This is a genomic window from Mesorhizobium maamorense, from assembly GCF_044998965.1.
In the GTDB taxonomy this organism is placed as follows: domain Bacteria; phylum Pseudomonadota; class Alphaproteobacteria; order Rhizobiales; family Rhizobiaceae; genus Mesorhizobium.
Map to the genome: position 1 here is coordinate 6,596,511 of NZ_CP173356.1, position 12,300 is coordinate 6,608,810.

The following is a 12,300-nucleotide window of genomic DNA, read 5'->3' on the forward strand; positions in this document are numbered from 1 at the left end:
AGGGCGCAAAAATCCATGGTCGACCGGTTAGGATGGGATTTCCTGCGCTGACAGGCGCGGGATGCAGTAGCATCGGTACTGGAACCGCCGCAACACCAAAGCGGCCAAGCGCTTGCTGACGCGGCTGCTGAAGAAGCAAGGCGTCGCGCCGAAGCGCATGATCACCGACAAGCTGCGCTCCTATGGAGCAGCCAGGCGACAGGTGATGCCGGACGTCGAGCATCGGGCGCATAAGGGATTGAACAACCGTGCCGAGAATTCGCATGTGCCGCTGCGAAAACGGGAGCGGATTATGCAAGGCTTCCGATCACCAGGAGCACTGCAACGCTTCGTTTCGATCTTCTCGGCTCCGCGCAATCTCTTCGTCCCGCCCCGCTCAAAACGCTCCGCTCTCGCTACACATATTCACCGCCTGCAGGCCATGGCGGAATGGAAAGCCGTGGCCATGGTCAGCTGACATCAGCGGCTGCAGGTCTCAACGCGTGTATATGCAGACAACGTGACATCCCCCTCATCCCGTTGAAACGGGACGACAGCCCCGGAAACTCAGCGAAATGAGTCAATTGTCGGCGGCCCTTGCTGAATGCAGGCTGCCGGAAGAGGGAGCAACTTAACCAACTTTGACCTATTAAGGGCGCGGCGACGCATGGCTATATTTTGGGCAAAGCCATAGGACGCAGCCTAATGAGTACCGTCGTGGCGAAGCCAGAGCAAGCGGATTGGATGGGTTCCCGTCCTGCGGTTACTGACGGCATGAGCACAGGCCTGCTCGACCAGCCGCGTCGGATAGCTTCGCCACTTTGCCCGACAGAACAGTCGGCTTTCAAAACTGGTTTCACGGCTGAAACACGATTGCTCTCTCCTTCGCGTTGTTCCCGAAACGCAACGGCCAAAGGTTTCTAACCTGACACACTCCTGAGATAGGCGATGACGTTTTTGAGGTCCTCGGGATTCTTGAGGCCAGGGAACCCCATTCTGTTCGCCGGGACTTTCGCCTTGGGATTGGCCAAATATGCCATCAGGTTCGGCTCATCCCATACGAGGCCCGCTGCGCCCGCATCCTTCATGGCTTTCGAGTACGAATAGCCCGGGACGGTGCCAGGTGTCCGGCCTACAACGCCTTTCAAGGTTGGCCCGACCTTATTCGCGTCGGTATCAGCGCTGTGGCAGGCGGCACACTTTTTGAAGACTGTCTTTCCGGCCTCGATATCCTGAGCCCGGGCGACCGGAGGCAAGCACGCCAAAACCATTGTGGCGCCGACGAACAGATATTTCACGCGGGAATTCCCCGATTGAAGATACGGCAGGCGGTCGATATGTTTATAAGCCATGATCCAATCCTCGCTTAAAGTACGTTGCTCAGGCAGCCGTAAAGAAGCTCGTCGACTCACTCGGCGTAGATTTCGCCTTTGGCGTCGATGCGCAGCTCGTATTGAGGAATATTGGCCGTCGACTGGTCCCAGATCTGCTACCTTTCTCAAATGTGTGTTGTGGTCGGGACAACTAAAGGAGTGGTCATCTGCGGTGTAGTTCCATGGAAAGCTCTTGTGCGGGCGCGTGGTCGAGAATCTGACAATGTCGCGGTCCGGCCCGCGCCGTCTGGTAACTGACGTCGAGGGTTCGTTCGGCTTCAGCCTGTTCGATGGGTATTCGACGAGTGCCAGCCCCAGTGCAGACTTTGTCTGAGTCTGCGCAGGCAGTTCCACAGGTATGGCCCTTCCTGCATCGGCAAACGTTCCTCCTCTTAGAAATTGACGGCGGCCGATGTCAGGCAGCTTGTTGCAGCAATTCATGCGTCCTACCCATTAGGCGAAATGTTATCGCAAATAGCTCTGCAACGCTTGTGCCAACTGGAAAAGCCGGCGATTTCATACAAAATGCGAATGGGATCCATTTCCGAGGAGTCGCAGCCAAGGCCCCGCAGACCCATATCGCAAATCGTCTGTCAGCGGTCCTCGACAGCTCGTAAAGATTGGTCGGGTAGGCGCGCTGCACCCGCGAGAAGAAGCTTTCGACCTGGTTGGTGTTCGTGCCGCCCTCGGTCTGGTAGGCCTTGGAGTGGTTCACTCGCTTCAGCTTGTTGACGCCCGCCAGGTCGTTGCAGCTGCCATGCTCGTCGGAGATCACGGTTCACGGTAGCTTCGCGGGAGACGTGGTCACGGACCGCTGCCCACCTCCGTCATCGTCGCGGATGCCGCGCGTGAATGTCTGGCCGCCACGCCTGAAGCAGTTCCAGAACATGAAGCGGCTGTGCGCCTTGGCGCTCAGGGAGCGCGGTCTCGGCCGGCGGTCGACGCGGTCTTCGGCCTTGTTCTCGGGTCGGATATAGCCGCCAGCGTATTGCCGTCGATCTCGACTTCGCCCTTGAGCACCATGTCTTCCCTGCGCCACGCGATCACCTCACGTAGCTTCATGAGCATCACCCAGGCGGTCTTGAACTGCACGCCGATATCGCGCGAGAGCTGGAGTGCGGCCTTGCCCTTGACCGAGTTCACCGAGAGGGGATGTCACGTTGTCTGCATATACACGCGTTGAGACCTGCAGCCGCTGATGTCAGCTGACCATGGCCACGGCTTCCATTCCGCCATGGCCTGCAGGCGGTGAATATGTGTAGCGAGAGCGGAGCGTTTTGAGCGGGGCGGGACGAAGAGATTGCGCAGAGCCGAGAAGATCGAAACGAAGCGTTGCAGTGCTCCTGGTGATCGGAAGCCTTGCATAATCCGCTCCCGTTTTCGCAGCGGCACATGCGAATTCTCGGCACGGTTGTTCAATCCCTTATGCGCCCGATGCTCGACGTCCGGCATCACCTGTCGCCTGGCTGCTCCATAGGAGCGCAGCTTGTCAGTGATCATGCGCTTCGGCGCGACGCCTTGCTTCTTCAGCAGCCGCGTCAGCAAGCGCTTGGCCGCTTTGGTGTTGCGGCGGTTCTGGACGATCTCGTCGAGCACATAGCCATCCTGGTCAACGGCGCGCCACAACCAGTGTTTCCTGCCGGCGATGGTGATGACGACCTCGTCCAGGTGCCAGACATCGTTTCGGCTGTGCTGCTTGCGGCGCAAGCGGCGAGCGTAATGCGGACCGAACTTGATGCCCCACCGGCGGATTGTCTCATACGAAACCACGATCCCGCGCTCCAGCAGCATTTCCTCGACCAGACGCAGGCTCAAGGGGAACCTGTAGTAGAGCCAGACCGCATTGGCGATGATCTGCGGCGGGAAACGATGGCGCTTGTAGCTGACGGTTGCGGTGTTCATGACATCGGGTCTATGCCGCAAATCCCTGAACGCGAGTTAAGTTGATAACGCCGCCTCAAGGGGCATTCGCCCAACACCACTTTTCAACAGCACGTGGTTGCGGGCTGGTCAGCAATCACCATGGGCCGGGACGAGGTCCGCGCTGCAGTCGCGCGCCGGGTCGAGCGCACCATCATTCAAGGCGCGATCCAACTCCGTGGGCGTCGGTGGTCCTGCGAAGAGTTGTGGCAGTACACGCACGACAAGGTGCTGGTCTGCGACCCGGTCTATCATGCGCCGGCAGAGCTGCTTGTGCTGGACATGAAGGGTAACAGGCTCGGGATCGCAACCCCCGATGTCCCACTTCATCCACTTGATCATCGTGGCGCCCAAAGCACGGCAGCACGAGCAAAGGCGCACCGCGATGCGATTGTGCAGATGGGCCGCTCGGTCCCGAAAATCGACGTTGCAGCTCGGCTGATGGCGCTTGGTCAGGATCAACCTGAAGTCATCCCCAACGAGCCGGCGGGCAAAGTATCATTCGACCCGTCTCAGCGGCCGGCCCGGATTCTGATGCCGAAGAAGCCGTTGATCCCTGAAGAGCGCCGACGCGAACAGGACGAGCGCATGGCCGCTCAGATGGACTTGGTGAAGAGGATCGTCGGATGACGATATTCGTTGAAACCCGGGCTGCGCTCACCGTGCGGGCTGCGTTCGATACGGCGGTCAAGATGCGATATCCGGTGCTTGCAATCGGCAAAGCCGGACTCGGAAAGACTGTAGCGCTCAACTGGATAGCCGCCCAAAGCGGAGCTGCCTATTGTGAAGTTGCGCAGCATACCAAGGCTATCAGGCCGATGTTCCTGATGCTGCATGACGCGTACGGCGTCCAAAGGGACAGCAAGCACACATATGATCTTGCCAAGGATTGCATGAACTTTTTGGGCGCCCGATGCGGCCCGACGCGTCCGTTGCTCGTGGACGAATATCAGAACTTCACACCCACTGTTTTGCGGGAGCTGCTGCATCTTCAGGAGCGCTGCGGCTTCGCTTTACTGCTCGCCGGCAACACTCATCGGTTGGCGGGCACGAGGCGTGATATCCACGCTATGGATCAGATCGAAAGCCGCATCGGCATGCGTTTCGAGATCGGGCAGCCGACGCGGGAGGACTGCATAAGGATCGGCGCCGAAAACAACGTTGAGGGAGCCGACGCCTACGAAGCGATTGTTATCTACGGTGAGAACACCTCGCTTCGCGCCCTTTGCCACCTCCTCCAGAACTGCGCTGCCGTTACCAATGGCGTTGGCAGCATTCGTCTCTCTCGGATCGAGACCACGCTTCGTGTCGTGTCGTGCGGCAGCGATGCGCTCAAGCTTTTGCACGAGCGCGGCGACGACCTCCGAAGATCGGCTTAATTCCGGACAGCGACAGATAATTCCGGACTGCACAGTGGAACAGAGCATCACAAGGATGCCAAAGAGAGGCAGTAGCCCTTCTCTACATTACGGGAAAGATTCTGGAAAATGGGCCTGCCTGGCCGGACGAAGAACGTTGCGGTTATTCAGCCGACATTTCTGAATCTTCTCGAACACAAACAGCTTGCCTTCGCGCACGCCGTCTTCCAGCGATCTCGCGTTCGCCAGACGCGCGGCGATCGCGCTGGCCAGCATGCATCCCGTTCCGCGCATCGATGTGGCAAAGCGCGGTGCATCGAAGCGAATTGGTTCATGACCGGAGCGTAACAAAATATCGGTCGATCTAGGTCCCGACGCATGACCACCCTTGATCAGCAGGGCTTGAGGGCCGGCGGCCAGCAATCTTTGTCCTTGTTGCAGCGCTCCGTTCTCATCCACCGCCAGTTCGGAGCCAATAAGGAGCGCCAGTTCAGGAAGGTTGGGCGTGACAATGCAGCAAAGCGGCATCAGGTCACGTTTCATGGCGGCGATGGCGTCTGCCTCAAGTAGCGCCCGACCTGAGGTGGAGGCCAGCACGGGGTCGAGCACCGTCGGCACCTGCGGATTGTCGCGCAGCACACTGGCGACGGCAAAGACGATCTCCGCCGTGGCAAGCATGCCGATCTTGACGGCCCCCACTTTGTTGGCCTGCAGCGCCGCGCGCATCTGGTCGGCTACCAGACCGGGTTGCATAGGGTGGATTTCCTGGACGGCTTCGTGGGTCTGCACCGTTAGTGCGGTGACAGCAAGGCAGCTGCGCACGCCAAAGGAAGAGATCGCCTCAAGGTCGCGGGCAATTCCGGCGCCGCCGCTTGAGTCCGATCCGCCAACGACAAGCACATGTGGTTCTCGCCTCAGCGCCATCGATCTGTCTTTTCGATCCATTCCCGTGTGCGCGCTTCGGGATCGGCATTCCGTGTAATGTCGGTGACCACCGCCGCGCTGTCCGCGCCAGCAGCGAAGACGCCGTCGAGGCGGTCAGGGTTGAGGCCGCCTATGGCCACCAATGGGACAGGTGCGACGCGGCGCTTCCACTCGCTGATCCGCTCGGTTCCCTGCGGCGCCCATTTCATCTTCTTCAGGATCGTCGGGTAGACGGGGCCGAGCGCGATGTAGTCGGGTGTGGCGGCGATCGCTCTTTCCAGTTCGGCATCATCATGGGTGCTGAGCCCGAGCCTCACGCCTGCTGCCCGGACCGCCGAGAGGTCGGCGCTCTGCAAATCCTCCTGGCCGAGATGCACGAAGTCGCAGCCTTCCTCGATTGCCAGCCGCCAATGGTCATTGACGATGAGCTGGCACTGGTACTCGGCGCATAAGGCCTTTGCCTTGCGGATTTCGCCGCGCAGCCCGGCCTCATCCATGGTCTTGATGCGAAGCTGCACCAGCTTGACGCCCCGCGGCACCAGTCGCTCGATCCAGGCAGCGCTATCGACAATCAGGTAAAACGGATCGAGCTTCATGAGAACGCCGCCATGCCGATCACGAGCGTGGAGGGGACGGCCATGTCGCGCGGTTCGAGCATTCCCGAGCCAAAAGCTTCGCGACCGGCTTCGACCGCCTTGCCGAATGATCGCGCCATGCCGACGGGTTCGGCCGCCTTGGCGACCGCCGTGTTCAGAAGAACAGCGTCAAAACCGAGCTCCATGACGGTGGCAGCATGCGAAGGCCTTCCAAGACCCGCGTCCACAATCAGCGGGACATCGGGGAAGTGCCCGCGCATCGAGCGCAGCGCCGGGATGTTGACCGGCCCGAGGGCGGAGCCGATCGGCGCGCACCACGGCATCAAGACCTCGCAGCCGGCCTCCAGCAGCCGATCGGCGACAACGAGGTCGTCGGTCGTATAGGGGAATACCGAAAAGCCGTCCTCGCACAGGATGCGCGCGGCTTCGACCAGGCCGAACACATCCGGCTGCAGCGTGTCGTGGTTGCCGATCACTTCGAGCTTGATCCAGCTCGTGCCGAACACCTCACGCGCCATGTTCGCGGTCGTAACCGCTTCTTTGACGGAGTGGCAGCCAGCGGTGTTGGGCAGGATTCTGACGCCGAGCGAGCGGATCAACGACCAGAATTGTTCGCCGGCCCTGCCGCCTGCCATGTCGCGGCGCAACGAGACGGTCACCACCGACGTGCCCGACGCCTTGACCGCATCGGCAAGGATGGCCGGGGAAGGATATTGAGCCGTGCCGAGAAGCAGGCGGGAGGGAAGCATCGTCCCGAGAAGATCGAACATGCTAGCCTCCCTGCATGGGCGAGAGGATTTCAATCCGGTCACCGTCGCTCAGCTGGAACGCCGCCCGGTTGGCCCGGTGCACGAGGTCGCTGTTGACGGCGGTCGCCAGCCAATCGCCCTCATAGTCGAGCGCGGCAAGCAGCTCCGCCAGCGTGGTGGCGGCAACCTCATGGGCTTCGCCGTTGACCATCAATTTCATGAGCAAGCTCCTTGGTTCCGTCTTGATTGAAAACCAGGTCGGCAGCCTGGCGCGCCATGGCGGGGGCGAGGAGAAAGCCGTGACGATAGAGCCCGTTGATCGCTATGATCTCGCCGTTCGTTTCGACGCGCGGCAGGTTGTCGGGAAAGGCTGGACGGACGCCGACACCGGTTTCAACGATCTCGGCCTCACCAAAGGCCGGATGGAGGGCATAGGCGGCGCCGATCAGCTCCATCATTGATCGCGCCGTGACCGGTCCGATGGACTGGCTTTCAATCATGGTCGCGCCGATCGTGAAACGGTGGGAGGTGCGTGGCACCGCATAAAGCGGAAAGCGCGGATGGAGCAATCTGACCGGGCGCGACAGGGATATATCAGGTGTGCGCAGGATCAGCATCTCGCCGCGAACGCCGCGCAGCGTGTCATCGGCTGCTGCCATTCCCGTGCAGTCGATCTGGCGATCGAACCCGGAAGCACGCCGGGCGTCGGCAGAGAAATGGAATTCGACACCCATCGCCGCCAGCCTGTCATGAAGTGCCGCCATCGCCTGGCGTGGGTCGAGATGGGCCTCGTCGGGGAAGAACAGCCCGCGGCGGAAGCGGCTGGCGAGGTCGGGCTCGAGCAACGCGATTTCATCTTCATCGACACGCCGATGACCCGAGGTGCGGCTGGCGAACCGGTCGAGCTCGCCCGCATCGCGCGGAGCGGCCACGACCAGCGTTCCCGCCCGTGTCACCTGGCCAGGCGTTGCCGCTTCCCACCAGTCGGCGGCGTCGCGTCCGAGATCCAGCACCGGCTGCTCGGCGCTTTCGCGCTCGCACCATGGCGCCAGCATGCCGCCGGCGAACCACGACGCATTGCCGCCAATGGCATGTCTTGTCTCGGCAACTGTCACTGTCGCGCCGCGTGTGGCGAGCTCGAAGGCGGCGGTGAGGCCGGCGACGCCGGCCCCTTGGACCAGCACTTTCATGGCCGCTCATGCGCCCCTTGGATGAGTGGTGCGCCGGTCTCGTCAGCCGGCATATAGAGATCGCCGCCCTCGCGGTATTTCGCCGCCATCGCCGCCATGCCCTCTTTCTGTGCCTCGGCACGAATGTCGTGGGAAATACGCATGGAGCAGAATTTCGGTCCGCACATCGAGCAGAAATGCGCCACCTTGTGCGCCTCCTTGGGCAAGGTCTTGTCGTGGAAGGACCGCGCTGTTTCGGGATCAAGCGACAGGTTGAACTGGTCTTCCCAGCGGAACTCGAAGCGCGCGCGGGAAAGGGCATCATCCCTGACTTTCGCCGCTGGATGCCCCTTCGCGAGGTCGGCGGCATGGGCCGCGATCTTGTAGGTGATCACGCCGCTCTTGACGTCGTTGCGATCGGGAAGGCCGAGATGTTCCTTCGGCGTGACGTAGCAGAGCATGGCGGTGCCGAACCAGCCGATCATGGCAGCACCAATGCCGGAGGTGATGTGGTCATAGCCCGGCGCAATGTCGGTCGTCAGCGGTCCAAGCGTATAGAACGGCGCCTCGCCGCAGACAGCGAGCTGCTTGTCCATGTTCTGCTTGATCTTGTGCATCGGCACGTGGCCGGGTCCCTCGATCATCACCTGGCAATCCTTCGCCCAGGCGATCTGCGTCAGCTCGCCGAGCGTTTCCAGCTCGGCGAATTGCGCCGCGTCGTTGGCATCGGTGATCGAGCCGGGACGAAGACCATCGCCGAGCGAGAAGGACACGTCATAGGCGCGGCAGATGTCGCAGATCTCCGCGAAATGCTCGTAGAGGAAACTTTCGCGGTGATGGTGCAGGCACCATTTGGCCATGATCGAGCCGCCGCGGGAGACGATACCGGTGACCCGGTTAACGGTCAGCGGGATATAGTGCAGCCGCACGCCCGCGTGGATGGTGAAATAGTCGACGCCCTGTTCTGCCTGTTCGATCAGCGTGTCGCGGTAGATCTCCCAGGTCAGGTCCTCGGCGATGCCGCCGACTTTCTCCAACGCCTGGTAAAGCGGCACCGTGCCGATCGGCACCGGTGAATTGCGCACGATCCAGTCGCGAATGTTATGGATGTTGCGGCCGGTCGACAGGTCCATCACCGTGTCGGTACCCCAGCGGATCGCCCAGACCATCTTTTTCGACCTCTTCGGCCATCGACGATGTGACCGCCGAATTGCCGATATTGGCATTGATTTTGACCAGGAAATTGCGGCCGATGATCATCGGCTCGCTCTCGGGATGATTGATGTTGGCGGGAATGATCGCGCGTCCGCGGGCTACCTCTTCGCGCACGAATTCGGGCGTGACGAAATCGGGAATAGCGGCGCCGAAGCTTTCACCGTCGCGCGGCAGCTTGCCGCGCATGATCTCGCGTCCAAGGTTCTCGCGGATGGCGACGAACTCCATCTCAGGCGTAATGATGCCGGCGCGCGCATAGGCAAGCTGGGTAACCGCCTTGCCGGCCTTGGCCCTGAGCGGTCGGTTGCGAACGGGAAATTCCGGTGTGAGGCGCTCGCCAGTCGCAAATCCGTTGTCTTCCGGCTGGACATGGCGGCCGTCATAGGCTTCGACATCGCCCCGCGCCTTGATCCATTCATGGCGAAGTCGGGCGAGGCCTTTTTCGATGCTGGTTTCGACAGTCTGGTCTGTATAGGAACCTGACGGATCGTAGACGATGACAGGCGGTTCGCCCGCCGTCGGATGGACGGAGATTTCGCGCATCGGCACCCTGATCTGTGGGTGGATGGTACCGGGCTTGTGGATCTTTCGTGAGGCGGGCAGTGGTCCCGTCGAAACGGCGGGGGTGAGGGCATTCATCTTGAGGCTCCTTTGCTCGTGCATTGGAGACCCAGTTCTGTGCCGGAAGGATGAAAAGACGCTTCTAGCGACCTGCCAAAACAGGACCCGGGCGTAAACTCCCGCAAAGCGCTTGCACCGTCCCTACGCCAGTATGAACTGGATCAGGTTCAACGGGTCACTGCGCCGCGAAAGCCAGCAGTATCTCAGCCCCTTGCCGGGACTCCCCTGGTGAATGCCTCAGGTTGAACGGCCGGCGCTATCGTGTCAAGCAGGTTCGGGCGCCTTGAGCCGGTGGCGCGGGCCATGCAATATGCCGGTATAATTTTTAGACGATTGTCGGCCTCGGGTCCGGAAATTCCGGTCCGTATCTATGAGCGGCAGCTATGGGTCGCACTCTGCCGTCTGCAAGGTGCTTATCCAGCGACTGTTGTGTGGCGAAATCGGGCCATGTCGCGTCGTGTGAGCGTCGGCCGTTGCGCTTAGGGAGTCATTTGGACCCCTACCGGAATCGACTCGGGAAGTTCGTCAAATGAAAGGCGCGCCGGCGGACGCCACCGGTTCCTTTCTCAGTTGAACTTGATGCTGGCCTGCACGAACATGCCGTAACGCTCTGCCTGCCAGTCCAAGACCTGCGGGTGGGGGATCGACCGGCCGGAGCCTTTTCGAAATGCGCGGCACCTTCAGATGCCACCCTCCAGTAACGGGCTCCGACGCCAATGTTGAACAAATCCGTGACCTTGTAGTTCAACACCGCCTCGAGTTGGACCCCATGCCCGTCGCCGTCTTCGGGAGTGGGGCTTATCTCTGGGTTTAGATGGTGCCGATCTTTGCCGTTTAATCGCGTCAATAGGAACGCCACGTCGCCAGAAAGGCTGAGCCGTTCGGTGAGTTGCGTCTGCCCGGCCAGTCCGAGCCGCAGCGAATGCCAATTGTTGTCCTGGCTGATCACGCCGACATTGGTCGGCAATGCTGGCACGCACATCTGCGAGTTAGCCTGCTGCGCGCATCCGAAAGCGTTGTAGCGCTCGTTCCAGAAGTTATAGCCGACCAAAGCACCAATGCGATAGCGCGGCGTATTCCAGAAATAGTATCCCAGATCAGTGGTGAAATAGGTGATGTCGCCGCCGCGCTGATCGCTCGACGTGTTCGAATAAGATCCCAGCGGGAAATCCTCGTCGATGAGAGTGCCCTCGCTGACTCCGCCCGCCCCGAGGAGGCCCTTGACGAAAATGCCGGTTGGATTGTGGGTTGCCTTGACGAAGACTTCGCTCGAATGCACATCGAGATGGTCGTAAGTGAGCCGAGAGAGCAGCAGCGGTGTCGATCTCGGGTTCTGTCGCAAATGTTCGGTAAGAGGTCACGGCTTTGAGCGCTCTTCGGTTTCTGAGAAGCTCATAATGTCCCGAGCGGAACGGGCGCGCCATGCCGACGGGATCGGCCGCCTTGGCGACCGCCGTGTCAGAAGCACGGCGTCAAAGCCGAGCTCCATGACGGTGGCAGCATGTGAAGGCGCATCGAGGGCAGCGCCCTCATATTGACCGGCCCGAGGGCAGAACCGATCGGCCCTCACTACGGCATCAGCACCTTGCGCTTCCAGCAGCCGCTGGGCGACGACAAGGTCACCGGTGGTGCAGGGGAATACTGCAAGCCGTCTTGGCACAGGATGTGCGCGGCCCCGACAAGGCCGGACACGTCCGGTTGCAGCGTGTCCTAGTTGCCGATCACTCCGAGCTTGATCCAGCTCGTGCCGAATTCTTCACGCGCCATGTACGCTATGGTGACCGCTTCCTTGACGGAGTTGCAGCCAGCACTCTCGCCGGTTGAAGCGGCACATGGCTAGCCAGTGGCGCATCGTGTTGCAGCGAAACCGGCCGTTACGTTGCCAAAAAGGGATGGATGCAGACAAGGCCGAAGGCGTTGATCGCGGCGACGACGACAGCGTCAACTGTTTTGGGATAGGCCTTAATCCAACGCAACTCCAGAAACCAACTTTCCCAGACTTGAGGCGTTGCAGGGCAGGACTTTGCTTGGTGTAGCGCCCGAGGTCACGCCATGGTCAGCCAGTCCTCTAGCTGACCTCATCACCTAAATCGCAGGATTCTACGATCAAGACGGCTATCTAGCCCCATCCATGGCATGGATGCATCCAATCCAAACAACCAAGTTTACCGACCTGTCATGATGCTGCATAGCGAAATACCGGCAGGCCGATCAATCAACCACTGCCTTAGATCATTAGATGAGCGGGCCAGAGATTCCGATGGAGAGGAGATCTGTGCATGCCCGGCCGGACCTCAGAATGGGCCTTACGGCTCTCGTGATAGAGCGAGCCATAGGGTCCGCTAGAATCCGGTAGCCTTGGGTGGCGAGAAACCTCCCGTTCTGAGCTCCTGTTT

At 60.7% G+C, this 12,300-nt stretch carries 12 protein-coding genes, 3 pseudogenes and 1 riboswitch; of the genes and pseudogenes, 3 read left to right on the forward strand and 12 right to left on the reverse strand.

From position 1 onward, the window contains the following. Positions 1-85: 85 nt before the first annotated feature. Positions 86-457 (forward strand): annotated as a pseudogene (locus ACIU1A_RS32745) (transposase); the annotation flags it as partial. A 442-nt stretch (positions 458-899) separates the two neighbouring features. Here ACIU1A_RS32745 and ACIU1A_RS32750 read toward each other — a convergent pair. The 4 genes from ACIU1A_RS32750 to ACIU1A_RS32765 all read right to left on the reverse strand — a co-directional run bounded on the left by ACIU1A_RS32750 (position 900) and on the right by ACIU1A_RS32765 (position 3,254). Next, positions 900-1,250: a c-type cytochrome gene (locus ACIU1A_RS32750; protein WP_404928056.1), complete on the reverse strand. Its 351-nt coding sequence runs from the start codon at positions 1,248-1,250 to the stop codon at positions 900-902. A 517-nt stretch (positions 1,251-1,767) separates the two neighbouring features. Continuing rightward, positions 1,768-2,127, reverse strand: coding sequence for a transposase (locus ACIU1A_RS32755; RefSeq protein ID WP_404926250.1), 360 nt, complete (start codon positions 2,125-2,127; stop codon positions 1,768-1,770). Between the two features lie 137 nt (positions 2,128-2,264). Further along, positions 2,265-2,495, reverse strand: a complete 231-nt coding sequence (locus ACIU1A_RS32760; protein WP_404926251.1) for a hypothetical protein — start codon at positions 2,493-2,495, stop codon at positions 2,265-2,267. Positions 2,496-2,507: 12 nt separating this feature from the next. After that, positions 2,508-3,254 (reverse strand): IS6 family transposase, encoded by a 747-nt coding sequence (locus tag ACIU1A_RS32765; protein WP_404926252.1) that lies wholly within the window; start codon positions 3,252-3,254, stop codon positions 2,508-2,510. A 120-nt stretch (positions 3,255-3,374) separates the two neighbouring features. Between ACIU1A_RS32765 and ACIU1A_RS32770 the strand changes: the two genes are divergently transcribed. Together ACIU1A_RS32770 and ACIU1A_RS32775 are read left to right on the forward strand one after the other, a co-directional pair. Beyond that, entirely contained in the window at positions 3,375-3,902 is a 528-nt protein-coding gene (locus tag ACIU1A_RS32770; RefSeq protein ID WP_404926253.1) for a hypothetical protein, read from the forward strand. After that, positions 3,899-4,651: an AAA family ATPase gene (locus ACIU1A_RS32775; RefSeq protein WP_404926254.1), complete on the forward strand. Its 753-nt coding sequence runs from the start codon at positions 3,899-3,901 to the stop codon at positions 4,649-4,651. Before ACIU1A_RS32770 ends, ACIU1A_RS32775 begins: the two co-directional genes overlap by 4 nt. An 87-nt stretch (positions 4,652-4,738) precedes the next feature. On the opposite strand, the gene ACIU1A_RS32780 is transcribed toward ACIU1A_RS32775, so the two are convergent. The 8 genes and pseudogenes from ACIU1A_RS32780 to ACIU1A_RS32815 form a co-directional block, all read right to left on the reverse strand. Beyond that, on the reverse strand, positions 4,739-5,554 hold the full coding sequence (locus ACIU1A_RS32780) for a hydroxymethylpyrimidine/phosphomethylpyrimidine kinase (protein WP_404926255.1): 816 nt from the start codon (positions 5,552-5,554) through the stop codon (positions 4,739-4,741). Next, a complete protein-coding gene (locus ACIU1A_RS32785) occupies positions 5,545-6,150 on the reverse strand; it encodes a thiamine phosphate synthase (protein WP_404926256.1) in 606 nt (201 codons plus the stop codon). The genes ACIU1A_RS32780 and ACIU1A_RS32785 overlap by 10 nt, the downstream gene beginning before the upstream one ends. After that, positions 6,147-6,920 carry a thiazole synthase gene (locus ACIU1A_RS32790; protein WP_404926257.1) on the reverse strand — a complete coding sequence of 258 codons (774 nt, stop codon included), beginning with the start codon at positions 6,918-6,920 and terminating at the stop codon, positions 6,147-6,149. Before ACIU1A_RS32790 ends, ACIU1A_RS32785 begins: the two co-directional genes overlap by 4 nt. Before the next feature lies 1 nt (position 6,921). After that, positions 6,922-7,119, reverse strand: a complete 198-nt coding sequence (gene thiS, locus ACIU1A_RS32795; RefSeq protein ID WP_404926258.1) for a sulfur carrier protein ThiS — start codon at positions 7,117-7,119, stop codon at positions 6,922-6,924. After that, positions 7,088-8,089 carry a glycine oxidase ThiO gene (thiO, locus tag ACIU1A_RS32800; protein WP_404926259.1) on the reverse strand — a complete coding sequence of 334 codons (1,002 nt, stop codon included), beginning with the start codon at positions 8,087-8,089 and terminating at the stop codon, positions 7,088-7,090. Before thiO ends, thiS begins: the two co-directional genes overlap by 32 nt. Next, a pseudogene (gene thiC, locus ACIU1A_RS32805) lies at positions 8,086-9,922 on the reverse strand (phosphomethylpyrimidine synthase ThiC). The gene thiO and the pseudogene thiC overlap by 4 nt, the downstream one beginning before the upstream one ends. A 102-nt stretch (positions 9,923-10,024) precedes the next feature. Further along, positions 10,025-10,141: riboswitch (TPP riboswitch) on the reverse strand. Between the two features lie 262 nt (positions 10,142-10,403). Then, entirely contained in the window at positions 10,404-11,246 is an 843-nt protein-coding gene (locus ACIU1A_RS32810) for an omptin family outer membrane protease (RefSeq protein ID WP_404926260.1), read from the reverse strand. 67 nt (positions 11,247-11,313) lie between these two features. Continuing rightward, positions 11,314-11,716, reverse strand: a pseudogene (locus ACIU1A_RS32815) (thiazole synthase); the annotation flags it as partial. Positions 11,717-12,300: the final 584 nt, after the last annotated feature.

What these genes read in the sequence shown, in the direction of transcription:
- ACIU1A_RS32750 (WP_404928056.1), bottom strand. Translation starts at nt 1,250, where the DNA reads ATGGTTTTGGCGTGCTTGCCTCCGGTCGCCCGGGCTCAGGATATCGAG.
- ACIU1A_RS32765 (WP_404926252.1), bottom strand. Translation starts at nt 3,254, where the DNA reads ATGAACACCGCAACCGTCAGCTACAAGCGCCATCGTTTCCCGCCGCAG.
- ACIU1A_RS32770 (WP_404926253.1), top strand. Translation starts at nt 3,375, where the DNA reads ATGGGCCGGGACGAGGTCCGCGCTGCAGTCGCGCGCCGGGTCGAGCGC.
- ACIU1A_RS32775 (WP_404926254.1), top strand. Translation starts at nt 3,899, where the DNA reads ATGACGATATTCGTTGAAACCCGGGCTGCGCTCACCGTGCGGGCTGCG.
- ACIU1A_RS32780 (WP_404926255.1), bottom strand. Translation starts at nt 5,554, where the DNA reads ATGGCGCTGAGGCGAGAACCACATGTGCTTGTCGTTGGCGGATCGGAC.
- ACIU1A_RS32785 (WP_404926256.1), bottom strand. Translation starts at nt 6,150, where the DNA reads ATGAAGCTCGATCCGTTTTACCTGATTGTCGATAGCGCTGCCTGGATC.
- ACIU1A_RS32790 (WP_404926257.1), bottom strand. Translation starts at nt 6,920, where the DNA reads ATGTTCGATCTTCTCGGGACGATGCTTCCCTCCCGCCTGCTTCTCGGC.
- thiS (WP_404926258.1), bottom strand. Translation starts at nt 7,119, where the DNA reads ATGAAATTGATGGTCAACGGCGAAGCCCATGAGGTTGCCGCCACCACG.
- thiO (WP_404926259.1), bottom strand. Translation starts at nt 8,089, where the DNA reads ATGAAAGTGCTGGTCCAAGGGGCCGGCGTCGCCGGCCTCACCGCCGCC.